The sequence below is a fragment of the Staphylococcus kloosii genome, assembly GCF_032139365.1.
In the GTDB taxonomy this organism is placed as follows: domain Bacteria; phylum Bacillota; class Bacilli; order Staphylococcales; family Staphylococcaceae; genus Staphylococcus; species Staphylococcus kloosii_A.
This window is the reverse complement of sequence record NZ_JAVTDB010000078.1, coordinates 55,665-80,646: the sequence shown is the minus strand read 5'-3', so window position 1 is coordinate 80,646 and position 24,982 is coordinate 55,665. Positions and strand designations below refer to the sequence as shown.

The following is a 24,982-nucleotide window of genomic DNA, read 5'->3' as shown; positions in this document are numbered from 1 at the left end:
AACAGAAAGGTGTCGATACATAATGACTATCGGTATAGATCAACTTGATTTTTACGTTCCACAATTTTATGTAGATATGGCTAAACTAGCTGAAGCACGCAATGTAGAACCTAATAAATTTTTACTTGGTATCGGTCAAACAGAAATGTCTGTAAGTCCTGTAAGCCAAGATATTGTTTCAATGGGTGCTAATGCTGCTAAAAATATCGTCTCTGAAGAAGATAAAAAAAATATTTCAATGGTAATTGTTGCTACTGAATCTGCGATAGATTCTGCTAAAGCATCAGCCGTTCAAATACATAATCTACTAGGTATACAACCCTTCGCAAGATGTTTTGAAATGAAGGAAGCATGCTACGCTGCTACACCTGCTATTCAACTTGCAAAAGATTATTTAGCAAATCGTCCAAATGAAAAAGTATTAGTAATTGCAAGTGACACTGCACGTTACGGATTACATTCTGGCGGTGAGCCTACGCAAGGTGCAGGTGCGGTTGCTATGTTAATTTCACATAATCCACGCATTCTTGAATTAAATGACGATGCCGTAGCATACACGCAAGACGTTTATGATTTTTGGAGACCCACTGGCCAATCATATCCTTTAGTAGCTGGTGCTTTATCTAAAGATGCCTATATTCAATCATTCCAAGAAAGCTGGAATGAATATGCTAAACGTTACAATAAATCACTTTCAGATTTTGCTTCTTTATGTTTCCATGTACCATTTACAAAAATGGGCAAAAAAGCGCTTGATTCAATTTTAACAGATGCGATTGATTCTGAAACGCATACCCGCTTAACATCAGGTTATGACGCTGCAACTTATTACAACAGATATGTAGGTAATATCTATACTGGTTCATTGTATTTAAGTTTAATTTCTTTATTAGAGACACACGACTTAGAAGCTGGCCAAACTATCGGCTTATTTAGTTATGGTTCAGGTTCTGTCGGCGAATTCTTTAGTGGCAAACTTGTTGACGGTTATAATGAAGTGCTAAATGTAGAGCACCATAAAGCATTATTAAACTCTCGTACTGAATTATCAGTAGAGGAATATGAACATTTCTTCAATCGTTTTGATAATCTTGAATTTGATCATGAAGCCGAATTAACAAACGACCAACACGGTATTTTTTACTTAAACGACATTAATGAGCATATCCGTAATTATAATACCTTAAAATAAAATTTAAATCACTGGAAAAGATGCTTAATCATTTAATCTTTTTCCACTACAAAATAAATTGAGGCTAAGCATAAACATTAATTATTTAATGCATATGTTTAACCTCTTTATTTTTATGGTTTTGTACTATAGCTCGGTACGTAAAATGAAGCGATATCGACTTCTTCGTTGTTCAATAATTTAATCTTTCTATCAATACCACCACCAAAGCCTGTAAGACTCCCGTTAGCACCTACAACCCTATGACATGGAATAATAATAGATATCGGGTTACTTCCTACTGCTCCACCTACTGCCTGTGCAGACATTTTGCTTTGCCCTCTTTCTGTGGCAATTTGTTGTGCAATATCTCCATAAGTGACAGTTTCACCGTATGGAATTGCTTGTAACTTCGACCATACTGTCATACGAAAGTCCGTTCCAGTTGGTTTAAGTGAAAAATTGATCGCCGGATTATTTCCTGAGAAATATTCATCTAACCAAAGCGTTACTTTATCAAATATAGGTTGGTATTGTTCTTTTACTGTATCGTTTAACAATAATTCGTAGTTTTGTTGGTTTTCAAACCATAAACCCGTTACATTTTGACCATCCGTAGTAATTGTTAAATCACCCACTGGCGATTTATATGTCATTTTATATTGCATTTATGTTGCCTTCTTTCTTTATGAATATCAGTTATCAAACGTTTTTTGAACGATTAGGTATTACAAATGCACTTATCATAACGGCGCTAAAAATTAATACCACACCCGCTAAGAACGCGATACTTGCAGCTAAATGAATATTGAAGCCACTTATGGATAATGCTGTATAAATTGAAGTAATAATAGCGATGCCGAATGCACCACCTAAAGTAGACCCCATTTTAAAAATGCCTGATGCCACACCGATTTTCTCAGGTACCGTCGTTGAAACTGCAGTACTTAAAGCAGGTGTAGCGAAAAATCCTGTACCTGCACCGAAACAAGTAGTAGCGATTAACATTAAACCCATATACATACCTGTATGTAAAAAGGTGATTGACATTAACAATACACCTATTCCAGTAATTGTCGGTCCAATAACCATTGCTCGCTTAGCACCAAATTTATTAATACTTTTTTCACCTAATCTAACAACAATCAATAAAGCGATAAGGTACGGCAACGTAATTAATCCTGCTTCAAAACCACTAAGATTATGGCCCGCTTGTGCATATATATTTATTAAAGCAATAACGCCAACACCTGTATTTAATAAACAATTGGCTAATACTGCCCCTGTATAAGCGTGGTTTTTAAATAAACTTAAATCTATAAATGGTGTATTCACATGTCGTTCATATATAATGAACACTAGACTAAATATTACAAACACTATAAAAAGTGTTATCGTAATGTTACTTAACCAGCCTATTTTATAACCTTGAGTAATAATAAAACTAATACTACCAATCATTATAATAAATATCACTAGACCTATGTAATCAAAGCTTGTTTGTCGATTACTTTCATAATTACTTTCTGGTATATTTTTAAGTAAGAAAAATGAAATGAGTGCTACTATAATCGAGATGATAAAAATCGTTTGCCAAGAAGATGCAGTGGCAATTGACCCAGCAAAAAATGAAGCTAGACCGGTACCACCAAAGGAGCCTATAGACCAAAAACTTAACGCCTTTTGTCGTTCTTCATCCTTAAAAAAATCATTTATCATAGCAATCGTCGCCGGCATAATAACTGCTGCAGATAACCCTTGTAACACTCTTCCTAATAATAATAAAAACATATGATGAGAAACAATCAATGATAGCGAACCTAAAATACTTAATATAAGTGCCAACTTGGTCATCTTTACTTTTCCAATGCGATCTGAAACTTTACCTGCTACAACCATAAATACGCCTGTTACAAACGAAGTTAAACTTACTGATACATTAATAATATCAGGACTTACTGGATATGTTTGTTGGACCATGGGCCCTATGTTTAAAAAAGCCTGCGCAAACAACCAATATGTCAAAATTGATAACATAATCCCTGTGATGATTTGAATCTTTGAAATATGTGCCTCAGTATCTTTCATTTTGCTCCCTCCAAATGACAACGTCAAAGTAAAACAATATAATTGTTAGAATAATCTGATAATTAACGATAAATGTTTCACTCGTTTTATGTATAAATCTATATTGCACGATAATAATACATGTTGCAATCTTTTAAATTTACAATTAAAACAAAAGTAAGACTGTGACAATGCGTCTCAGCCTTACTTTAATATTATTTTATTTATTTTGATTAGCAAATACCTGACTAATGCTTCTTAGTTTGTCAGGCGCATCACCTTGAGCCATTTTAACCTCTACGAAATGCATTTTATTACCTTGTGCTTTTATATTTTCGAAAGTATGTTTCAAATCTAGTGCATTTGCTACTTCATGTATACCTACATTATCGCCACCAAACACTTGTGGTAAAGCTTTGTAATCCCACATATGAATATCGTTATATGGTTGATGTTCTCCGTGTATTAGTCGTTCTACTGTATATCCATCATTGTTTATGACAAAAATAATGGGATTGATTTGTTGGCGAATCATAGTTGATAATTCTTGTACAGTTAATTGTAATGAACCATCACCAATCAATAAAATATTTCTACGTTGTTGATCTGCCATTTGTGTACCTAATAATGACGGTAAAGTGTAACCGATTGACCCCCAAAGCGGTTGTCCAATAAATGTATTGTTTTTATACAACAATAAATCATAGGCGCCAAAGAAAGAAGTACCTTGTTCAGCTAAAATGACATCATCTAAACCAACAAATTGTTGCATCATTTTAAAGTAAGTTGCTTGTTTTAATGGCGCTCTCGTCAACTCTATATTGTCATCAAGTTCACGATTTATTTCAGGGAATGAAGCTTCATTATGATAATCAATTGCCAATAAGCTATCTAGTATAGTCGGTAAATCAATATCATCACGTCTCGTTTCATTCATTTTGAAATTGCGGTGATTTAACATCACTACATCATCGATATCAAATTTGTATGAGAAGCCAGCAGAAGCTGAATCAGTAATTTTTGCACCAATATTTAAAATGGCATCACTTTGATCGACATAATTTCTAACATTTTCTTCTGCTACGCTACCATCGTATATGCCTAAATAATGTTCATTTTCTTCGTTAAATGCACCTTTACCAAGTGATAATTGTGCTACTGGTATATTTGTTTTATTAACAAATTGTTCTAATTTTTCATGTAAATCAAAACTATTAATTTCATGTCCAGTAATAATAACTGGTTGTGATGCACTACTTAATTTTTGTGAAATCATATCAACAACTTGCGCGTTAATTGTTGATTTTTTCACAGTTGGTTGAAATGCTTTGTCTACTTCAATTTCAGTCATTGCTACATCTATAGGTAAGTGTACATGAACTGGACGACGTTCGTTAATAGCAGCATTGATTAATCTAGGTATTTCTTCTACAGCATTATCTGTAGTGATATAACCTTGTGCCGTCGTAATAGGTTCAAACATTTTTCTATAATCATCAAAAGTGCCTTCCCCTAAAGAGTGATGCACAAATTTACGTTCTTGTTCTACTTTAGTTGTAGGCGCACCTGTGATAGCAATTACTGGTACACGTTCTGCGTACGAACCAGCTATACCATTTACTGCACTTAATTCTCCTACGCCAAATGTGGTAATCATAGCAGCTAGTCCATTCACTCTTGCATATCCATCTGCGGCGTAACTTGCATTTAATTCATTTGTATTGCCCACCCATTTTACGTCCTTGTGCTCAATAACATCGTCTAGAAATGCTAAGTTAAAATCTCCTGGAACACCAAAAATCTCGTTTACTCCTGCGTTGTGAATAGCATCAATTAAATACTGTCCTACTCTCATTTTCATAGTTCATTCCACCTTTCACAATTGGCCTTACAATTAATATAATAACTGGAACTTAGAAATAGGTCAACTATGTTGACTTAATTATGACAACAACTAATTTTTTGCTATAATAAGTGCAACTATTTAATTTAAAGGAAGTTACACTATAATGACAAATCATCGCGATTACGAACACATGTTGTTTTATTTTGCTTATAAAACATTTATTAATAGAGCCGACGAAATCATTGAACAATCAGGCATGAATCGCCAACATCACCGCTTTTTATTTTTTATCAATAAACTACCAGGTATTACGATTAAGCAATTATTAGCAGTGCTAGATATTTCAAAGCAAGGTTCTCATACAACATTGAAAACACTTAAAGAGAAAAAATTAATCATCGAACAACCAAATCCTGATGATATGCGCGTAAAACAATTATTTATCACAGATGAAGGACACGAGTTAGTTGAGCAGCTTAATAGTGCACAAAACGATTTATTACGCCAAATCTTTAGCGAAGATGATAATGATTGGTATCGTATAATGGAAGAACTTGCCGACCATCGCGAAGGATTTAGAGACATCAAGCACTTAATCAAAGAAGATAACAATTAATCAAGACAAAAAAACGACCTATTCGTCATTTAAGCGAATAGGTCGTTTTTATACATATTAAAGCATTTCAGAAACTACTTTTTGTTCTAAGAAGTTCAATAAGTAGTCAGGGCTTCCTGTTTTGGCATCTGTACCAGACATTTTAAAGCCACCGAATGGGTGATAACCCATAACTGCTGCAGTACAACCACGATTTAGGTATAAGTTACCTACATCATAATCGCGACATGCTCTGATCCAATGCTCACGGTTATTAGTAATTACTGCACCTGTTAAACCGTAATCAGTGTCATTAGCAATTTCTAATAACTCATCAAAATTAGAACCTTTAACAAAGCCTACTACAGGTCCAAAGATTTCTTCTTGCATTACACGGTCTTTAGATTTCAAACCTGAAATAATAGTTGGTTCGATGAAGTAACCAGTGCCATCGTCAGCGCCGCCACCTTGTTCAATCTTACCCTCTTTACCACCAATTTCGATATAATCTTTAATCTTATCGAATTGTTTTTGGTTAATCACAGGACCCATGTAAGTGTTATTTAAAGTGTTGCCCACTTCAATTTCTTGAGTTAATTTGATTGCTTTTTGTAACACTTCATCATGCACATCTTTGTGTACAATTGCTCTTGAACATGCTGAACATTTTTGTCCAGAAAAACCAAATGCAGATGATACGATTGCTTCTGCTGCTAAGTCAGTATCACAATCTTTATCTACGATAATCGCATCTTTACCGCCCATTTCAACGATAACGCGTTTTAAGAATTGTTGACCTTCTTGTACTTTAGCTGCACGTTCAAAAATACGCACACCAGTTGCTCTTGAACCAGTAAATGTGACAAAGTGCGTATGTTTACTATCAACTAAATAGTCACCAATTTCTTTAGGATCCCCAGGCACAAAGTTAACTACACCTTTAGGTAAGCCTGCTTCTTCTAAAATTTCCATTAATTTATATGCAGTTAATGGTGTATCTTCAGCTGGTTTTAATAACACAGTGTTACCTGCAACGACTGGTGCCAATGTTGTACCAGCCATAATAGCAAATGGGAAGTTCCAAGGTGGAATTGTAACACCAGTGCCAATTGGTTTATAGAAGTACTTATTATGTTCTCCTTCTCTATCCAATACTGGTTTACCATCAGCTAAGTCCATCATAGATCTTGCATAATATTCAATGAAGTCAATACCTTCACTTGCATCGCCTACAGCTTCATCCCATGGTTTACCTGCTTCGTAAACCATAACTGCCGCGATTTCTTCTTTTCTTCTGCGAATAATTGCAGCAATACGTAATAATAGTTCTGCACGATCTCTGTGAGACCATTTTCTCCATGATTCGTATGCTTCATTTGCCGCATCAAAAGCTTTATCCACTTCTTGCTTAGATGCTTTCGATACTTCTGCGATTACTTCAGAAGTTTTTGCTGGATTTATAGACGTATACGTATCTTGTGTAAACGACGTTTCTCCATTTATTACTAAAGGAATTTTTGTATTCAATTCACCTTTAACTTTATTTAAGGTCTCTTTGAATGATTCTACATTTTTAGGATCTGTAAAATCAATTCCAGGTTCATAACTATACTTAACTACCATCTTTTCTACCCCCATGTCATTTGTAAATAGAAAAACTAAAAATGGACTCTTCCATTCATTTTATATTCTATCTACTTCTAAGCATAATTGCAAACGCTTGCAGTAAACTTTCCTGATTTATATTGCTCACTATTAATTAGTTAAAGTTAAAACATTATAATTACTAGCTAAAACATTGATATCACTGTGTTCATTGGTTTTGTAATTAAAATTTAATCTTCATTGAATATAAATTGATATTGTATTTTATTTATATATGTTATGATTTCTATTCGAATATTCAGTGAATTGAAACTTATTTTTATATAATGCACAATATTTTAAGGAAGGTATAGTCTTAACTATGAAAACTTATACATCAGTGATTTTTTGGATGCGCACAATTGCTTGTCTTAGTATAGTGCTCATTCACTCTATAACGACCACCTTTATCCAAAGTGATAATTTAGGTAAAGGCACATTAATTCGTATCGTTCAATTGCTATTAATGTTCAGTACGCCATTGTTCGTTTTTATATCTGAATTTTTATTAGCTAAAAACTATCATACGACGATTAAAAAAGGATTTTTCAAAAGCAAGTTAATTTATTTAGGCATCCCCTATGTATTTATAAATATTGGTATTTCTTACTTTTATTATAAACCAGACTCTTTCAAAGTCTTTATAGGTCACTTAAATGACACCATGTTTCATGGTGCGGCAGTTACATATTTCATCGTGATAATTATGCAATTTTACTTATTGCATTTCTTTTTCGCTAAATATTTAGTGAGATGGAAACCTATCCCTATCATTATTGGTACAACTATTTTCGCCACGCTATATTGGGCATTTAGACAATTTGTACCGCCCGCTCATGGTGACATCATCTCTATGTTTTGGGGACGTGAAGGCTGGATGTTATTCCTAGGATGGATAAGTTATTTTGTCCTTGGTTTTTACACTGGCGTTTATTATGAAACACTTATGAAAAATATTAAAAAGTACACTACGTCTATTATCATAGGAACAATATTAGCTGCAGGGTTATTAATTTGTAACTATGTATTTGGCGTGAGTACTTGGGTAGAATCAAAACGTTTTGATATACCTATTTATGTCACGATGGTCATTTTAATGTTTTTCTTATTTTCATCGTATATCAAATATGTGCCAAAATTTATATTATTTATAAGTAATTACTCTTTCTGTATCTACTTGTTGCATTACTTTTTCGTTAATCAACTTGGGATGTTACGTGAAGATAGTGCAATAAGCAATATTGTTTTCACATTTATAATTACATTGACAGTGGCCGTTTGCTTAGCTTATTTACTGAACCTATTTAAATTCGGTAAATATATAGTCGGTGGCATTGGTCATATTAAATATGAAAAAGTCTATGAAAGTTATAAACTAGGTAAAATGGATTAAATCAGTATATAAAAAGAGAGCGCTAAATGAGCGCTCTCTTTTTATATATACACAATCTAATTTACGTCACATATAACAATGTCATATTATTTTCTATTACTGCGTTTGTATTGTTCACTTCTTTGCGAACTTTTTTTAGTCGCTTTATGCTCCAATTGTTTCGCTTGTTTTTTAGTATATTGCTTCGCTTTATCACTACGTGCCATTAACATTATTCCGGCTATTAACCACAGCAACGAAGTGATTAAGTTACCTGTCAACAGGTTAACAATAGCCATTAGTATTAATAACACACCTATCGTCTTAGGTATACGACGCATTAATTGAGTCATAATTATAGCTAAAATTAAACAAACAATCGCTATTATAACGATAATAATCGCACCTTGTTTTACAAGATCGAATAACTCTGAAGGTGTGACTTGTGATAAACCTTGATTTAAACTTCCGTTAGCTTTCATCGATTGAATACGATTAATCGCTTCATTTTTAATGCTAGGATCATTTAAAAATGGTAATACTAACGCCATTAAGGCAATCATTAATATTTGGAATAGTATACCTATCCACGTTAAAACTCTCTCAGCTGTACGTTTCATGTTTGTACCTCCTCAAACGAAATTCTTTGCTCATAGTTAATTATAACTGTTGATATATAAACAACGCAAAATAATTTATATTGCTTATAGTTATTATTTAAACCTTAACCTACACTTTCAAACTATTTATTTTAATACTTTTAATATTAAATATAATCATTATGTATATGTTTATATAGTGTAGGGTAATGAACATAAAATAGTAAAATACATAAAGGAATGAATAGTAAATATGAACGATAGAGCAACAAAACATAAATATATAGTTTACTCAATTTCAGTAGCTATTATCTTAATAGTCACTTTAATTGCGGGTATATTCCCAAAACCGTTTGGTACTTATGCTCAATCTTTATACACTGCACTGACTAACACGTTTGGTTGGTTATTTTTAGTCATAATTTTTATTTTAGATATTTTCTTAATTAGTTTAGCAGTATCTCGTTACGGCAGATTTAAATTAGGTGCTGATAATGAGGAACCCGAATTTTCGCTTATATCTTGGATTGGCATGTTGTTCTCAGCTGGTCTAGGAGTCGGAATTGTCTTTTGGGGTGTGGCCGAACCACTCTCTCACTATTTACATTCACCGTTCCCAAGCAAAATATCAGGAGAATCAGCCGCTTCTGCACGTTTAGCAATGGGTTACACATTTTTCCATTGGGGCATATCACAATGGTCAATTTTTGCGATAGCTGGATTGACAGTAGCCTTTTTCCAATTCAGAAAAAAGCGTGACGGTTTAATTTCGACTGCAATGGAACCTGTATTTGGTAAAAGCTATAAACGACCTATCCGTAATGCTATTGATATTTTAGCTATTATTGCCACGGTCATGGGCATTGCCACATCAATAGGTTTAGGAATTATGCAAATCAGTGGTGGTTTACATCATGTTTATGATGTACCAAATAATAACTTAACAAAAATCGGCATAACACTATTAATGGTTATTATATTTTTAGGCTCTGCAATTACTGGCTTAAACAGAGGTGTAAAATGGCTTAGTAATATTAACATTGGTTTAGGTGCTGTTTTACTTGTGTTCATACTTATTTTCGGTGATTTAAGATTTATTTTAGAATCTTATACTTTAGCCGTTGGAGATTATTTGCGACACTTTGTTGAATATAGTTTACGTATTAGTCCTTACACTGGTGACAATGCTTGGATTCAACAATGGACTGTATTCTATTGGGCTTGGGTAATTTCTTGGTCTCCATTTATTGGTGGCTTTGTAGCCAGAGTTTCTAGAGGTCGAACAATACGAGAGTTTGTAATTTGCGTCCTCATTGTGCCGCCTTTAATTTCGTTTACTTGGATTGCGGCTTTTGGTGGTACTGCCTTAAAAATTGCTTTAACACAAAATGATAACATTGCTCAACTTGTTGATAAAGACTATACGATAGCGTTATTTGAACTTTTATCTAAGTTCCCAATGGCTGATATAACAAGTGCATTAGCAATAGCGCTCATTTATATATTTATTATTACAAGCGCTGATTCTACGACGCATATCGTAGCAAGTATGGCTACTGGCGGTCTAACACATCCTAAGACAATCCATAAAGTTATTTGGGGCGTATTAATTGGTGCCGTATCTATTGCCATGACATTAGCTGGTGGTTTAACAAGTTTACAAACCGCTTCCGTTGTCACTGGTTTACCATTCTCAATTATATTATTGCTCATGGTGTTCTCAATCATGAAAGCATTAAGACGTGAGCCTATAGAACACTTCGAAATGACTTACGTTGAAGACGATACGGATTACTCTATCCCGTTAGAAAGACGTGAAATGGAAGAAAATAAAGCGAGTAATAACGATTAACGCCCTTAACACACACATAACACCATATGGATTTGATATAATAATGTAATACAATTAAATGGGGATGTTAGCATGGATTTAAGTCAGGCGTCGCCTAAGAAAATCAGACAATATATTCGTGAAGGACGGCTTCAAGGACACACAAGTGGTTTAGCAAAAGGTTATGTACAAGCGAATGTTGTAATTTTACCTTCTGCCTATGCCTATGATTTTTTAAAATTTTGTTTTAGCAATCCTAAAACATGTCCATTATTAGATGTATCTGAAGTAGGTGATCCATCATTTCCAACCTTTGGACATTCAGCGGATATTAGAACAGATGTAGCCAAGTATAACGTTTATGAATACGGCACGTTAGTCTCTTCACCTAGCGAAATTACGCATCTTCATAATGATGATTTAGTAAGCTTTTTAATCGGCTGTAGCTTTACATTTGAACACGCCTTGTTAGATGCTAATATTCCAGTGCGTCATATAGAAGAAGAGCACAACGTACCTATGTATGTCACAAATATAGCTGCAGCTTCTAGCGGCGTATTTAATGGTCCGATTACCGTAAGTATGCGCCCTATGACGATGCAAGAAGCGATTAAAGCAACTGAGATCACAACTCATTTTAAAAACGTTCATGGTACACCTATCCATATAGGTAATCCACAAGAAATAGGTATCGATAATATTAATAAGCCAGATTTTGGGGAAGCTGTCTCTATATATAATAATGAAGTACCCGTTTTTTGGGGATGTGGCGTTACACCGCAATCAGTAGCTTTGGAAGCCAAACCTTCATTAATGATTACACATGCGCCTGGACACATGTTTATTACAGACGTAAGAGACAGTGACATGTCATACTAAATAAAGCGCAATTTCAAATGAAATTGCGCTTTTGCTAATTCTCATCATTATTTATTGATTTAACAACTTTTGCTGGCGCTCCCATAACAAGTTGATTTGCGCTAATATTTTTCGTTACAACGCTACCGGCACTTATGACTACGCCATCGCCAATAATTACACCAGGCAAAATAATAACGTTTGCACCTAACCAAACATTGTTGCCAATAGTTATCGGTAATGCTTGTTCTAATCCTTTATTCCTTGCTACTGCATTTAACGGATGATTAGCCGTATACATACCACATCTAGGACCTATAAAAGTATTGTCACCTATAGATATCGGTGCACAATCCATTAGATAGCAATCGTGATTAATAAATACATTATCACCGAGCGTTATGTTATATCCATAATCAACGATAAACGGACTTAGTATTTCTATGTTACTGAATTCATCATTAAAGAGTAAATTTAATATTTTATGTCGTTGGTCTGTATCACTTGGTTTCGTATGATTCAAATCAAAACATAAATCTTTAGCTCTTATTCTTTCTTCAGTTAATGCACTATCATAGTTTGCATCATACCACTGACTAGCTAACATTTTCTCTTTTTCATTCACTTCAAATCCCCCTAATAATCATTACATCGACAGTAATAAATGATAAATAAGTGTTCCTGCATAGTTACCGATAATGTAACCTAACGTACCTATAATTAAAATAGGTCCTATTAAATTGGTCCATCGTTTCCCTATTGCTAAAGCTGCAGCAGTAGTTGGACCTCCAGCAGTAGCATTACTCGCTAATAATATTTCCTCAATTTTAAAGTGGCATAATTTACCTACTATTAAGCTAAGTCCTAAATTAAATATTAATATGATAATGACAAAGACAAATAATAGAGGGGCTGTTTGAATAATAGTAGCAAATGATGCAGGAATACCAATAACTACAAAGAAAATATATATTAGAAATGTTCCTATTTCAGATGCTCCAGCTAATTTTTCAAAAAAGTCTCCCCAAAGTGCTACCACGATTAAAGTAAATGTCGTTAATAATAAATATTGATCGCCAAAGAATGCCACAATTATCGTTAAAAAGGCGTTACTCTTTGGAATCCAATGTTGTATTAACTCTGATAATTTAAAACTTACAGCTACTAATGTAAAGGCAGTAGCCACAGAAATCGCAATATCTAAAATTTGGATTTTCTTCGGTTCCCAAAAAGATTGTTGTGCTTCATCTGTTGTTGCACCATTATAATCAGTTTTAAAGTGTTTTTTGACAAATGGCATAGCAGGAATTGCTATAAGTAATAAAAAATAAAGCGCCATGACGCTATTATCTGCGACAACAGTAGATGAAATCATATCTTTAGGTGTATTTAGTTTAGAACTTATAGCCGCAAAATTCACACCTCCACCTATATAACTTCCTGTCATCATGGCTCCGATTTTTTCCAAATATGGAATCCATTTATGTAAAGTTAAAAATCCAACAACTGCACCAATCATTGTTCCCACTGATGCAATTAAAAAAATAACTAATAACCTTCTACTTTCTTTCCATACTTTAATAATATTCGAACCGAACAATAACAATGGTATAGATAAAGGTACAATATAGTCCCATACGGTATCATAGACAGGCGCTTTCGTTGGTATTATTTTAAAATTAGATAATAACATCGCACCCACTAATGCTATGATTGCACCCGATATAGTACTCGCCCACTTATAGCGTTGTTCAAGAAACAAACTAACCGTTGCCCAAATGATAATAATTGCCCATAATACCCATGTATCGTCTTTTGCAATTATCGCATTTAATACCATTGGCATCACCTCTTTGTTTTATTACTTACAATGATTTGAATTAATTTATTCTATATTATCAATGAGTATTAGTATTTAATCAACTTTTTCAGAATATTTTAAATATAATTCGAATATTATTGTACTAACAGGCATTAATTGATATTCTTATTGATAAGGTTTCATAAAACAAAGGGGGACGTTTTATATGAAACAAAAAATCGGATTAATACTTGGCCCAGCCTTATTTTTAATTTTCTATTTTATTCCTGGGATTACAGGCCTCAGCGATGCACCTAGAGCAGTATTAGCTGTTACATTATTTGTAGCAACTTGGTGGATAACGGAAGCCATTCCAATTCCAGCAACCTCGCTATTGCCATTAATCCTTTTACCATTAACAGGTGGTACAAGTGAAAAAATTGCAGCTTCTGCTTATGCTGATCCAATTGTTTTCATGTACATGGGTGGTTTTATTATTGCTATTGCATTAGAAAAATGTAACTTACATAAACGTATTGCGATGACGATAATAACGATGATGGGTTCAAACAGTAACCGTATCATTCTCGGTACAATGATAGCTACTGCATTTATTTCAATGTGGATTTCTAATGCAGCTACTGCTTTGATGATGTTACCTATCGCATTAGCACTTATTGAAGAAATTAAAGAAGCAAAGTTTTTATCACCTGAATCTACACATAAATTTTCTAAAGCATTATTATTAACCGTTGCTTATTCCGCTTCTATTGGTGGTTTAGCAACATTAATCGGTTCCGTACCGAATGCGGTATTTGCTGCTGTTGCTTCGTCAAGTTTACATAGAACAGTATCATTCGCACAATGGATGCTGTTTGCAGTACCAATCACAATCGTTTTATTAGTAGTATTATACTTCTTATTAACTAAATGGTTATTCAAAATTGACGATGCAGACCAAGTATCTTCTGACTTTGCTAAAAAAGAATTACGTGCGTTAGGACCAATGAGCATCGATGAAAAACTTACTGGTATCGTTTTTTTATTCGTCAGTATTTTATGGATTTCTAGCAGTGCATTACCTGCATCGTTACATTTATCGGATACTGTAATATCTATGAGTGGTGCAGTATTACTTTTCTTAATACCTGCTAAATCTAGAAAAGGTGGTTTACTCGTATGGGACGATTTATCTAAACTTTCTTGGGGCATTTTAATTCTATTTGGTGGTGGCCTTTCATTAGCTGCCGCGTTTGAAGATTCAGGTTTAACTAAATGGATTGGTGGTCTATTAGATATTGTTAAACCTTTACCATTAGTGTTAATCGTTATTATTTTAACGACAGCCATTTTATTCTTAACAGAAGTCATGTCAAATACTGCTGTGTCTAATATGTTAATGCCTATTAGTATTGGACTCGCAGCCGCTATTCACCAAGATGCATTCTTTATCATGGCAGTTGTAGCACTTTCATCTACATGTGCCTTTATGTTACCTATTTCAACGCCACCAAATGCTGCAGTGTTTAGTTCGGACGAATTAGAAATGAAAGATATGATTAAAGCCGGGTTTATTTTGAATTTATTCACAATAGTAATTATTTCATTATTCGTTTATTTCTGGCTACCAATTGCATTTGGTATTTAAATCATAGCACTATACTACTCTGGTTTGATACAACTTCTATACTTAGGACGCATGATATTATTGCATTTAACAGTTACAATATATATATCAAGTAGTTAAAGGAGTTATTAATTATGAAAACATTATTAAAAGGTGCCATTGCAGTATTATTAATACTTGGTGCTATCAAGACGTTCCAAGAACACAATGTAACTGAAGATGCTCATCATTACTACAACCAAGTTAAAAATGGCGAGATTTTGCAAAATGTTGAAAACATCAACTTCAAATCATTAAAGCATATTGATTTTAAAGATTTGAACCCAGCTGACTTCTTTTAAAGCTTTATTTTATTAAGGGAATACAGCACCTGAAAACAAGTTTCTAAACTCCTATGCACTTACTTTTCATATATATAAGCAAAGACTAATGACACTAAAAAAAGACGTTAACTACAAATGAGTTAGCGTCTTTTTTATGCTTTTTAACAAACTACAATTTATGGTAGTGAGAATGATTAAAGTTGAAACCAGCTTGATATAAGCGTATTTTCTATTCATTCATAAAATCACTAACTATCAATATAAAAAATAAGATTAGTTTGATAACGATTTTGCATCGTGCTGACGCCTTGGGGAATCGTATGAGTGAGAGACTACAGGCTCGAGCCATACCCCAGGCAAGCATGCACGACAAAATCACGATATATAAAAATAGAGCCTGAAGACACTATAATTTCCCAGGCTCATTTATATAAAAGAAACAATATTTATTTTGCTGGAGGAGTAATAAATTTTAAGTTAGTCGTCGCTACGTACTCATTATCAAATTGAATGTTTAACTATTCTATGTGAATGTATAAATGCCATTATCGCAAATATACAGTAAATAATTGAGTAAGCTACCATGACAATATAAACAGGAATTAATGTGTTTAATCCCATTAGTTTCATAAACGCTAAGGCTGCAAATAATGAATGTAATAATGACACTACTAATGGCATACCAAAGTTAAATGCTACTTTTAATGCTAATCCTAAAGTCATATCGTGATGTGTGTAACCCATTTTTCTTAAAATACGGAAGTTTCCGATTTCATCTTCAGTTTCATCCATTTGCTTAATATAAATAATACATCCTGCTGCCACTAAAAATGCTAATCCTAAAAAACTTGTTACAAATAATAAAATACCTGTACTTTGATCTGCCTGATTCTTAACTTCTTTTTGAGATTGGATATTAGGATTGATTTTATGTGCTATTTTTTCAGCTTGTGTCATTTGCTTATGATTATCTATATCGAAACCAGACTGCGTTCTCACGTCTTTACTATGGTGTTTTAAATCATTATATTGATGCTCACTTACTAATAATACCGGACTATTAAACGATGTTTCTGCTGAAAATTGAGTCGTTTCACTTTTAGAAGTGACTTTAAAATCATGTTTTGTTGAACCTTGTAATACAATGTCCTTATTAAGTTTAGGATGCATGTTGGGTCCGATTGCTCCCAAGTTAATTAGTTTGGCATTGTTGCCCTTAACGTCTTCGTCGTGGAAATATTTATTACTCGTTACTATCATTGTTTCAACATTACTGTATGTTTTAGATGCATTTAATACATCATCTTTTAACATCTTAGGTGTTGCAACTTCTTTATATTTTAATTTGTAATTAATATCGTGTTGTTTTAATTGCTCTGCAAAATGATCAGCTTGCTTTTGTTGCGTAAACGTAAAATCTTGCGGGGAAGATGAAGCAATTTGATTGCCTAATTGTGCTTTACTAATTGCACCAAAACACAAAATAGTAACTGTCACGGCAGAGATTGTCGCAATAATTGTAAGTGACAAGGCATTCTTTTTCATACGGTGCATAATTGATGAAGTAAATACGACGTCTGTAATGGAAACATTACCTTTTTTCATACGTTTAACTGTTTTAAAAATGAGTGAAACAGAGCTTCTAAAAAATAAATAAGCTCCCACGACAGTTAAAGCTAAAATAATAAATGGTAATATCATTGCAGCACTAACGTATTTATCTAACATTTCTGTAGATAAGTAATAACCAATTAGAATCATTACAATGCCTAATACACCTGATATCGTCTCTATTACTGTAACTTTCGGATTTTTAACATCTGATTTTGAGTGGTCACTCATCATTTGTAATATACTGCGTTTTTTAATAAACAAATAATTTTGACACATGATTAATACAAATGCTAATACAAGCATCAAAATAGTTTGTAACAATGCTTGATAATGGAAATTAATCGATACACTTGTGTGTATATTTAATACTTTAAGCACAATCATTAATAAAATTTTTGAACCAAATATACCAACAATTAGTCCAATCACGCCTGTAATAACAAACATCGCTAATTGTTCAATCATTAACATTCGCATAATATTATTCTTAGTCAGACCGATGAGTTGATACATGGCGAATTCATTTGTACGTCTTTTAACAAATAAATGGCTCGCATACATTAAAAAGATAATAATGATAATAAATAGAAAATATGCACCTGTTGTAGCACCTTTTTTAATAACAACAGTTGAATCAGCGTTGTTAATACCATGTGTGTACTTTAATGTAACGAAACTAAAGAATAAGACAATACTCACAATCAATGAAAAGATATACATGCCATAGTGTTGTATATTCTTTTTAAAGTTCTTTAATACTATTTGATTAAACGTCATTCGTCACACCACCTAAGGTAGTTTGCATATGAATAATATTTTTGTAAAATTCATTATTTGTATCGTCGCCTTGATATATTTCTGAATGAATACTACCATCTTTTAACATAATAACTCGGTTAGAATAACTAGCAGCTACCGGATCATGCGTAACCATGACAATCGTCGCATTGAGCTGTTTATTCATTTCTTCTAATCTAAATAATAAGTCTTGTGCACTTTTTGAATCTAATGCACCTGTAGGTTCATCGGCGAATATAATTGAAGGCTTATGCACAAACGCACGAGCTGCTGCAGTACGCTGTTGTTGCCCACCTGAAATTTCACTTGGATATTTATGTCCAATACGGTCAATACCTAAAGTTTGTGTGACTTCGTCATAGTTTTGCATCATCGTAGCTTTCGATAAATTTTGTATCGATAAAGGTAACATAATGTTTTCTTTTACCGTTAATGTGTTGAGTACGCTATAATCTTGAAAAATAAAACCCATTTCTTTTTTTCTAAAATCTGCCAATTTTTTATTGCTCATTTTATTAATTTGTTGGCCTTTAATCTCAACTATGCCACTAGTAATATAATCAATAGAACTTAACACGTTGAGCAACGTCGTTTTCCCGGAACCAGATGGCCCCATTATTGTTACGAATTCCCCTTCTTCAATAGTGAAATCTAACCCTTTTAATACTTCTTGACGTTGATGTCTATTTCCATATGATTTAGTTAAACCATTTGCGCTTAATATAGGCATAACACACTCTCCTTTTTATCTATTTATTAATTTTATTGTAAATAAATTTTGGGGGAATGACGTTCGTTTGACCTAACAAATGAGCCGACAAAAATGACAAAATTGTCACCTCGCCCATCATTTATTTGCCACTAAGATTTCATTGCATTGTTTATATCTTATCATTTCCCTTACAAAACGTAATAAAATTTCCAAACAGTTACGTTGACTTTTATACCTTATAGGGGTATATTTAACGCAAGAAAGTTGCTAAATTAGCAAGGAGGTGTCAGTTAATGAGCACTCAAAAAAAAGACACACTCGCAATTACGGGTATGACGTGTGCTGCTTGTGCAAACAGAATAGAAAAAAATTTAAATAAATTAGATCAAGTTACTGCTACTGTAAATCCATCTACCGAAAAAGCCACTGTTGAATACGATAATCAACACATTTCATTAGCAGACATTACACAGACGATACAAAAAACAGGTTATGATGTCGTAACAGATACTATCGAATTAGATATATTTGGTATGACGTGTGCTGCTTGCTCTACACGCATTGAAAAAGTACTTAATCGTACACATGGCGTACATCAGGCAACTGTTAACTTAACTACCGAATTAGGTACTGTTAAATTCAATCCTGAAATAATATCATCAAACGACTTAATTGAAAAAATTCAAACTATAGGTTATGACGCACAACTTAAAGCGAACTCTAAAGACAAAACTTCTCAACAAACCAAAGCATTACATCATAAATTAATTAAGCTCATTATTTCAGCTGTTATATCCATGCCATTATTAATGACGATGTTCGTACACTTATTTGGTTTACCATTACCTCATATATTTATGAATCCATACTTTCAATTTGTATTAGCTACTATTGTGCAATTGGGTATAGGTTGGCAATTTTATATTGGGGCTTACAAAAGTTTACGTAGCGGCTCAGCAAACATGGACGTCCTTGTTGCTTTAGGTACAACTGCTGCATATGGCTATAGTGTTTACGAATCAATCAAATGGATTATTCATCCAAATATTACGCCTCATTTATATTTTGAAACAAGTGCCATATTAATTACACTCATACTTTTCGGTAAATATTTAGAGGCGCGCGCAAAAGCTCACACGACACAAGCTTTAAGTAAATTACTAAGTTTACAAAGTAAAGAAGCACGCGTTATTCGTAATAACACTGTTCAAATGATACCAGTAAGTGAAGTTGTCGTCGGCGATATTATCGAAGTTAAACCCGGCGAAAAAATACCAGTAGATGGTACTGTAACTAAAGGACAAACTGCGATTGATGAGTCTATGCTTACCGGCGAATCATTACCAATTGAAAAAACGATAAATGACAAAGTTATAGGCGCTACACTAAATAAAAATGGTGCCATTACAATGGAAGCTACGCAAGTCGGGGAAGATACTGCACTTGCTTCTATTATTGAATCTGTACAAGCTGCTCAAGGTTCTAAAGCACCTATTCAACGTTTAGCAGATGTTATTTCAAGTTATTTCGTTCCTATTGTCGTTGCTATCGCTATAATTACCTTTTTAATTTGGATAACCATCGTTAATACTGGTCAATTTGAACCTGCTTTAATCGCTACAATTTCTGTACTTGTTATTGCCTGTCCTTGTGCCTTAGGTTTAGCTACTCCAACTTCTATTATGGTAGGTACGGGTAAAGCGGCACAAAGTGGCATTTTATTTAAAGGTGGAGAACATATAGAACAAGCACACAGTATAGATACGATTGTCTTTGACAAAACTGGTACATTAACTAATGGTAAGCCCGAGGTTACTGATTTCACAGGCAATTTATCTACATTACAACTTGTTGCAAGTGCCGAATATTATTCAGAGCACCCTTTAGCCGCAGCTATTGTTAATTATGCAACTCACAAAGAACTAACATTACTTGAAACTTCAAATTTTGAAACGATACCAGGTCACGGTATTCAAGCAACTATAAATGACACAGAAATCTTAATAGGTAATTTAAAATTAATGAATAAACATGAAATAAGCATAAATCATGTTCAAGAAGCGTTATCTTCCTTTGAAAATGACGGTAAAACTGCAATGTGCATTGCAGTATCAGGCAAATTCGCTGGTATTATAGCCGTCGCAGATACCGTAAAAACGAATGCTAAACAAGCTATAGCACAATTACATGCATTAAATATTAGTGCGGTGATGTTAACCGGGGATAATGCACTTACTGCAAAAGCGATTGCTAAACAAGTCGGTATCGATCATGTTATTGCAGATGTTTTGCCACAACAAAAAGCTAATGAAATAAAACAATTGCAACAACACCGCACCGTAGCGATGGTCGGTGATGGTATCAACGATGCACCCGCTTTAGTTCAAGCACATACCGGCATTGCTATAGGTACCGGTACTGAAATCGCTATCGAAGCAGCAGATATTACTATTTTAGGTGGCGATTTATTGCTTATTCCTAAAGCGTTAAAAGTGAGCCAATATACTATACGTAATATTAGACAGAATCTATTCTGGGCTTTCGGTTACAATGTTGCGGGTATTCCCATTGCTGCAATTGGTTTGTTAGCACCGTGGGTAGCAGGTGCCGCTATGGCATTGAGTTCAGTCAGCGTTGTTACAAATGCATTAAGATTGAAACGCATGAAGCTATAATCATATACTTAAAGGGAGGTGATTTATATGGCAACAAAAACTATTCAAGTAGAAGGCATGAGCTGTGAACATTGCAAAAGCGCAGTATCAGGTGCTTTAATTAATTTAGAAGGTGTATCACAAGCTGATGTTAATTTAGAAGCAGGTACCGTCGATGTCAATTACGATGAAGCTAAAGTTGATGATGTGGCAATGACTGAAGCTATAGAAGATCAAGGATATGACGTTAAATAAATATTCACACTAAAGCACGTTCCTAAAAAATTATAGGAACGTGCTTTTTTTATTGTTACTGATATAAAGATTGTAGTGATTTCAGTCTAGCTATGGCTTCTGTTAATTGTTCATCTTCTAATGCTAACGACATGCGCACATAATGCTTACCGTTTTTACCAAATGGAATACCCGGCGCTACAAGGATTGATTGTTGTTGTAATAAATATTCTACAAATTGTTCACCATCGTAATTTGGTGGCGTTTTTAGCCATAAAAATATACCGCCTGCCATTGGTTCATAAGGTATATTAGCCTTGTCTAACTGCGCTTGAACATAATCTCTTCTTTTTTTAAATTTCGTATTTTGCTGTTCTAAAAAATCATCATAATTATTGAGTGCATAAGTCGCAGCGTCTTGCAATGCCCCAAACATACCAGCATGTGTATGCGATTGATATTTTTTTAAAGCCCTTATTATCTCTTTATTGCCAACTGCAAAACCAACTCGAAAACCAGACATATTGTATCCTTTAGAAAGTGAAAATATTTCAATTGCTAAATCTTTGGCCCCTTCAATTTGCAAAATACTTGGATTTTTAGCATCAAAACCGAATGCGCTATAGGCAAAATCATGTACTATTTTGGTTTTAGTACCTTTAAATTGATTTATTGCATCATCAAATACTTTTTGAGAAGCCACAGAACCCGTAGGATTATTAGGATACGTAAGATAAACTAACTTCGTATTAATTAATGTATCATTATTGATTTGTGTCCAATCTGGTAAATAATACGGCGGAGCTAATGGTAAAGTTTTAGGTATCCCATCTGCCAATTGTACACCTGCTAGATAATCTGTATATCCAGGGCCAGGTAATAGTACATATTCTCCAGGATTTACTATACATGAAGGCAAACCTACGAGACCATTTTTTGTACCATAAAGAATACATATTTCTTCTTCAGGCTCTAAATCAACACCATATTGCCGTTGATAAAAATTTACAATAGCTTGTTTAAATTTATCCTTACCTTGAAATGCCACATACTTTTGATTTTCGGGTTGATATAACGCATTTGCAAAATGATCTAAAATCCCTTTAGGCGTCTCACCATCTGGTATACCTACAGCCATATTAATTAACGGTAATGGCCCATGTTCAATTTCACGACCCATAGTTTTACCAAAATAGCTTTCTGGTATTTGCACTAATCTATCAGATATAATCAATACAACTCCCCCTTCCTTTATACTTACCAAATGACTATTCAATTTTCTTCTGTATATAGTTCTCTCTGTTGAACTTTCAAATTAAGATTAAGTTTAACAAAAAGAGTTAGTGTGTCAACTTCATAACAAGCTCTATATAACCTTTATTATAATTAAATATATTAAAATTAATAAAGAGCGGAACAAAAATCTTACAGTTATAAGAAGATTTTTTAGTACCGCCCGACAAAGATGACTAGCGTTGAAAGTAGCTTGATACAAGCGCATTTTCAATTCAATCATCTACTGACTATATAAAAATAGAGCCTGAAGACAATGATGTCACAGACTCTTTAAAAATAATTATTTTAACTAAATCTTACCACCAGTTGTTGCTGCTACGGAAAGCTAAAGCTGAGTCAACTGAACCATAACGTTGTTTAGCATAGTTAAGTAAACCTTTAGTTTGATCAGCTACTGAACCAGTTCCCCAAGATTCTTTAGTTTGACCTAAACCTCTGTATCCTAATTCGTTAACAGCGTTAGGGTTACCGCCTGATTCTGGCATAACAATAGTGTTCCAAATTTCTTCAGTACCACCTGCAGCTAAAAATTGAGACTTAACTGATCCACCAGTTGAAGCTGATGAAGATGAACTTGAAGTACTTTGAGTTGTTGTTTTAGTTGATTGTGTTGCTTGTGTTGCTTGTGTTGATTGTGTTGCTTGTGTTGCTTGTTTAGTTTGTACTTGACTAGTAGAAGCTTTAGGTGCTGCTACAGTTTTAACTTCAGCTTGTTGAGAAGTTGTTTGTTGTGGTTGAGCAACTTTAGTTGCGTTGTTATTAGTGTATGAAGCTGAAGCATCTTGTTCTGAATCAGCTTGTCCGTCTACAGACCAAGTCCATGAGCTACCATTTGATTGGAAGCTGAATGAATGACCAGCATAGTTGAAGTTGTAGTTATAAGCGCCAGCTTGTACTGGGTGCTCGTTTAATTCTGATGCATTGTTTAATGCTAATTCAGCTAAGTGCGCTTGATTTACGTTGTTTTCTGAAGCGTGTGCTTGGTTATGGTCACTGCTTGCTGCGTATCCTGTTACTCCTAAAGCTACTGCTAATGATGAAGCTAATACTGTCTTTTTCATAATTAAAAAATCCTCCAGTTATTTTTGTTTAGTAAAACTATATTTTAATTTCATAAATTTCGTATGTGCTAACTTAAAAAAATAATGTATTGCTTTTTCGACAAGACATAATATACCACAAAAAATATTCATTTGTATTACACGCTAATAACAAAACATTTACAAAACATGTAAATTATATGACAATAATCTAGATTTGTAACGTTCTGTAATATTAAACGATAAATTTAAATTAACTTAATAGCAGATTATTTACCTATTTATAGACTTCTATGAAAGTATTCACTGAAATTTTTATTATTATCAGAAAAATTACATGACATATTTTTATTACATTCTTGTAATATAAAAATTTGCACCGAAATTAAGTTACTTAATAAAATTCAGTAGATATCCACACTAAAAAACCAAAAAATAGAATTAACTGAGCAAAGAAATTGCGAAAATAACTTTGTAATAATACACTATAAGTGAAGATAATAGTTTGTAGCATATTTTAACGAACAGTATTCAGCATTTAGGCAAGTTGAAAATGACTCCACGTTACCATTTGAAAGGAGGATTTTGTTATGACTACTTATGATGATACACGTTTAAGAATCGACAAACTTTACGAAACACGGTCTCCACGTATTTCTACTATGATTGATGAAGGTGGACTTGGTGCCGATTACTATTATGACATTGAAAAGTATAAATTGAGTCAACTATCTGACGACCAACTGTATAATTGGTATAGTCATAAAAGTGATATCGAACTGATTGATTTGTTAGAAGAATTAGTAAAAAATAACACTAAAAATACTAACTATCATTTAATTAGACCACTAAAATCAGTTATGTTAGAACGAATGAAGTAACTTTAACAGCATTACGCAT

Annotated in this window: 21 protein-coding genes; 10 read left to right on the top strand and 11 right to left on the bottom strand. The window is 33.6% G+C overall.

Annotation, left to right across the window (positions count from 1 at the left end; all coding sequences use genetic code 11):
• The first annotated feature begins 22 nt into the window (after positions 1-22).
• The gene (locus RPL90_RS11185) at positions 23-1,192 is read left to right on the top strand and encodes a hydroxymethylglutaryl-CoA synthase (protein WP_313549574.1); all 1,170 of its coding nucleotides are present in this window, start codon (positions 23-25) and stop codon (positions 1,190-1,192) included.
• Positions 1,193-1,305: 113 nt separating this feature from the next.
• On the opposite strand, the gene RPL90_RS11180 is transcribed toward RPL90_RS11185, so the two are convergent.
• The 3 genes from RPL90_RS11180 to RPL90_RS11170 all read right to left on the bottom strand — a co-directional run bounded on the left by RPL90_RS11180 (position 1,306) and on the right by RPL90_RS11170 (position 5,099).
• Entirely contained in the window at positions 1,306-1,839 is a 534-nt protein-coding gene (locus tag RPL90_RS11180) for a methylated-DNA--[protein]-cysteine S-methyltransferase (RefSeq protein ID WP_313549571.1), read from the bottom strand.
• Positions 1,840-1,873: 34 nt separating this feature from the next.
• Positions 1,874-3,259, bottom strand: coding sequence for an MFS transporter (locus RPL90_RS11175; protein WP_313549568.1), 1,386 nt, complete (start codon positions 3,257-3,259; stop codon positions 1,874-1,876).
• 199 nt (positions 3,260-3,458) lie between these two features.
• The gene (locus tag RPL90_RS11170; RefSeq protein ID WP_313549565.1) at positions 3,459-5,099 is read right to left on the bottom strand and encodes an alpha-keto acid decarboxylase family protein; all 1,641 of its coding nucleotides are present in this window, start codon (positions 5,097-5,099) and stop codon (positions 3,459-3,461) included.
• Between the two features lie 145 nt (positions 5,100-5,244).
• On the opposite strand from RPL90_RS11170, the gene RPL90_RS11165 reads away from it, so the two are divergent.
• Positions 5,245-5,700: a MarR family winged helix-turn-helix transcriptional regulator gene (locus tag RPL90_RS11165; RefSeq protein WP_398573869.1), complete on the top strand. Its 456-nt coding sequence runs from the start codon at positions 5,245-5,247 to the stop codon at positions 5,698-5,700.
• 57 nt (positions 5,701-5,757) lie between these two features.
• Here RPL90_RS11165 and pruA read toward each other — a convergent pair whose 3' ends face one another.
• A complete protein-coding gene (gene pruA, locus RPL90_RS11160) occupies positions 5,758-7,302 on the bottom strand; it encodes an L-glutamate gamma-semialdehyde dehydrogenase (RefSeq protein WP_313549559.1) in 1,545 nt (514 codons plus the stop codon).
• Between the two features lie 343 nt (positions 7,303-7,645).
• Here pruA and RPL90_RS11155 point away from each other — a divergent pair, with 343 nt between their 5' ends.
• Positions 7,646-8,716 (top strand): acyltransferase family protein, encoded by a 1,071-nt coding sequence (locus tag RPL90_RS11155; protein ID WP_313549557.1) that lies wholly within the window; start codon positions 7,646-7,648, stop codon positions 8,714-8,716.
• An 86-nt stretch (positions 8,717-8,802) separates the two neighbouring features.
• Here RPL90_RS11155 and RPL90_RS11150 read toward each other — a convergent pair whose 3' ends face one another.
• The gene (locus RPL90_RS11150) at positions 8,803-9,315 is read right to left on the bottom strand and encodes a DUF4064 domain-containing protein (RefSeq protein WP_313549555.1); all 513 of its coding nucleotides are present in this window, start codon (positions 9,313-9,315) and stop codon (positions 8,803-8,805) included.
• 232 nt (positions 9,316-9,547) lie between these two features.
• Between RPL90_RS11150 and RPL90_RS11145 the strand changes: the two genes are divergently transcribed.
• Together RPL90_RS11145 and RPL90_RS11140 are read left to right on the top strand one after the other, a co-directional pair.
• Positions 9,548-11,146 carry a BCCT family transporter gene (locus RPL90_RS11145; RefSeq protein WP_313549552.1) on the top strand — a complete coding sequence of 533 codons (1,599 nt, stop codon included), beginning with the start codon at positions 9,548-9,550 and terminating at the stop codon, positions 11,144-11,146.
• A gap of 72 nt (positions 11,147-11,218) precedes the next feature.
• Positions 11,219-12,004 (top strand): putative hydro-lyase, encoded by a 786-nt coding sequence (locus RPL90_RS11140; protein ID WP_313549549.1) that lies wholly within the window; start codon positions 11,219-11,221, stop codon positions 12,002-12,004.
• 34 nt (positions 12,005-12,038) lie between these two features.
• Here the strand turns inward: RPL90_RS11140 and RPL90_RS11135 are convergent, their stop codons facing one another.
• Together RPL90_RS11135 and RPL90_RS11130 are read right to left on the bottom strand one after the other, a co-directional pair.
• On the bottom strand, positions 12,039-12,608 hold the full coding sequence (locus RPL90_RS11135) for a sugar O-acetyltransferase (protein ID WP_313549546.1): 570 nt from the start codon (positions 12,606-12,608) through the stop codon (positions 12,039-12,041).
• A 21-nt stretch (positions 12,609-12,629) separates the two neighbouring features.
• A complete protein-coding gene (locus RPL90_RS11130) occupies positions 12,630-13,823 on the bottom strand; it encodes a DUF819 family protein (RefSeq protein ID WP_313549541.1) in 1,194 nt (397 codons plus the stop codon).
• A gap of 187 nt (positions 13,824-14,010) precedes the next feature.
• Here RPL90_RS11130 and RPL90_RS11125 point away from each other — a divergent pair, with 187 nt between their 5' ends.
• Positions 14,011-15,432, top strand: a complete 1,422-nt coding sequence (locus tag RPL90_RS11125; protein WP_313549536.1) for an SLC13 family permease — start codon at positions 14,011-14,013, stop codon at positions 15,430-15,432.
• Between the two features lie 113 nt (positions 15,433-15,545).
• The gene (locus RPL90_RS11120) at positions 15,546-15,752 is read left to right on the top strand and encodes a hypothetical protein (protein WP_313549533.1); all 207 of its coding nucleotides are present in this window, start codon (positions 15,546-15,548) and stop codon (positions 15,750-15,752) included.
• 483 nt (positions 15,753-16,235) lie between these two features.
• Here the strand turns inward: RPL90_RS11120 and RPL90_RS11115 are convergent, their stop codons facing one another.
• Entirely contained in the window at positions 16,236-18,125 is a 1,890-nt protein-coding gene (locus RPL90_RS11115; protein WP_313549529.1) for an ABC transporter permease, read from the bottom strand.
• Positions 18,115-18,876 carry an ABC transporter ATP-binding protein gene (locus tag RPL90_RS11110; protein WP_313549522.1) on the bottom strand — a complete coding sequence of 254 codons (762 nt, stop codon included), beginning with the start codon at positions 18,874-18,876 and terminating at the stop codon, positions 18,115-18,117. Before RPL90_RS11110 ends, RPL90_RS11115 begins: the two co-directional genes overlap by 11 nt.
• A 275-nt stretch (positions 18,877-19,151) precedes the next feature.
• Here RPL90_RS11110 and RPL90_RS11105 point away from each other — a divergent pair, with 275 nt between their 5' ends.
• Both RPL90_RS11105 and copZ read left to right on the top strand, forming a co-directional pair.
• Positions 19,152-21,533 carry a heavy metal translocating P-type ATPase gene (locus tag RPL90_RS11105; RefSeq protein WP_313549515.1) on the top strand — a complete coding sequence of 794 codons (2,382 nt, stop codon included), beginning with the start codon at positions 19,152-19,154 and terminating at the stop codon, positions 21,531-21,533.
• A 27-nt stretch (positions 21,534-21,560) separates the two neighbouring features.
• Entirely contained in the window at positions 21,561-21,767 is a 207-nt protein-coding gene (gene copZ / locus RPL90_RS11100) for a copper chaperone CopZ (protein WP_313549510.1), read from the top strand.
• Between the two features lie 55 nt (positions 21,768-21,822).
• On the opposite strand, the gene RPL90_RS11095 is transcribed toward copZ, so the two are convergent.
• On the bottom strand, positions 21,823-22,980 hold the full coding sequence (locus tag RPL90_RS11095; protein WP_313549508.1) for an aminotransferase class I/II-fold pyridoxal phosphate-dependent enzyme: 1,158 nt from the start codon (positions 22,978-22,980) through the stop codon (positions 21,823-21,825).
• A gap of 358 nt (positions 22,981-23,338) precedes the next feature.
• Positions 23,339-24,103: an aggregation-promoting factor C-terminal-like domain-containing protein gene (locus RPL90_RS11090; RefSeq protein ID WP_313549505.1), complete on the bottom strand. Its 765-nt coding sequence runs from the start codon at positions 24,101-24,103 to the stop codon at positions 23,339-23,341.
• Positions 24,104-24,672: 569 nt separating this feature from the next.
• Here RPL90_RS11090 and RPL90_RS11085 point away from each other — a divergent pair.
• Complete coding sequence (locus RPL90_RS11085) at positions 24,673-24,963, top strand: hypothetical protein (protein WP_313549501.1); 291 nt, start codon at positions 24,673-24,675, stop codon at positions 24,961-24,963.
• Positions 24,964-24,982: the final 19 nt, after the last annotated feature.

Excerpts from the sequence above, each read along its gene's own strand:
- RPL90_RS11125 (WP_313549536.1), top strand. The coding sequence starts at position 14,011 with ATGAAACAAAAAATCGGATTAATACTTGGCCCAGCCTTATTTTTAATT.
- RPL90_RS11145 (WP_313549552.1), top strand. The coding sequence starts at position 9,548 with ATGAACGATAGAGCAACAAAACATAAATATATAGTTTACTCAATTTCA.
- RPL90_RS11110 (WP_313549522.1), bottom strand. The coding sequence starts at position 18,876 with ATGCCTATATTAAGCGCAAATGGTTTAACTAAATCATATGGAAATAGA.
- RPL90_RS11180 (WP_313549571.1), bottom strand. The coding sequence starts at position 1,839 with ATGCAATATAAAATGACATATAAATCGCCAGTGGGTGATTTAACAATT.
- RPL90_RS11105 (WP_313549515.1), top strand. The coding sequence starts at position 19,152 with ATGAGCACTCAAAAAAAAGACACACTCGCAATTACGGGTATGACGTGT.
- RPL90_RS11120 (WP_313549533.1), top strand. The coding sequence starts at position 15,546 with ATGAAAACATTATTAAAAGGTGCCATTGCAGTATTATTAATACTTGGT.
- copZ (WP_313549510.1), top strand. The coding sequence starts at position 21,561 with ATGGCAACAAAAACTATTCAAGTAGAAGGCATGAGCTGTGAACATTGC.
- RPL90_RS11140 (WP_313549549.1), top strand. The coding sequence starts at position 11,219 with ATGGATTTAAGTCAGGCGTCGCCTAAGAAAATCAGACAATATATTCGT.
- RPL90_RS11175 (WP_313549568.1), bottom strand. The coding sequence starts at position 3,259 with ATGAAAGATACTGAGGCACATATTTCAAAGATTCAAATCATCACAGGG.
- pruA (WP_313549559.1), bottom strand. The coding sequence starts at position 7,302 with ATGGTAGTTAAGTATAGTTATGAACCTGGAATTGATTTTACAGATCCT.
- RPL90_RS11115 (WP_313549529.1), bottom strand. The coding sequence starts at position 18,125 with ATGACGTTTAATCAAATAGTATTAAAGAACTTTAAAAAGAATATACAA.
- RPL90_RS11170 (WP_313549565.1), bottom strand. The coding sequence starts at position 5,099 with ATGAAAATGAGAGTAGGACAGTATTTAATTGATGCTATTCACAACGCA.
- RPL90_RS11155 (WP_313549557.1), top strand. The coding sequence starts at position 7,646 with ATGAAAACTTATACATCAGTGATTTTTTGGATGCGCACAATTGCTTGT.
- RPL90_RS11130 (WP_313549541.1), bottom strand. The coding sequence starts at position 13,823 with ATGGTATTAAATGCGATAATTGCAAAAGACGATACATGGGTATTATGG.
- RPL90_RS11185 (WP_313549574.1), top strand. The coding sequence starts at position 23 with ATGACTATCGGTATAGATCAACTTGATTTTTACGTTCCACAATTTTAT.
- RPL90_RS11150 (WP_313549555.1), bottom strand. The coding sequence starts at position 9,315 with ATGAAACGTACAGCTGAGAGAGTTTTAACGTGGATAGGTATACTATTC.
- RPL90_RS11090 (WP_313549505.1), bottom strand. The coding sequence starts at position 24,103 with ATGAAAAAGACAGTATTAGCTTCATCATTAGCAGTAGCTTTAGGAGTA.
- RPL90_RS11085 (WP_313549501.1), top strand. The coding sequence starts at position 24,673 with ATGACTACTTATGATGATACACGTTTAAGAATCGACAAACTTTACGAA.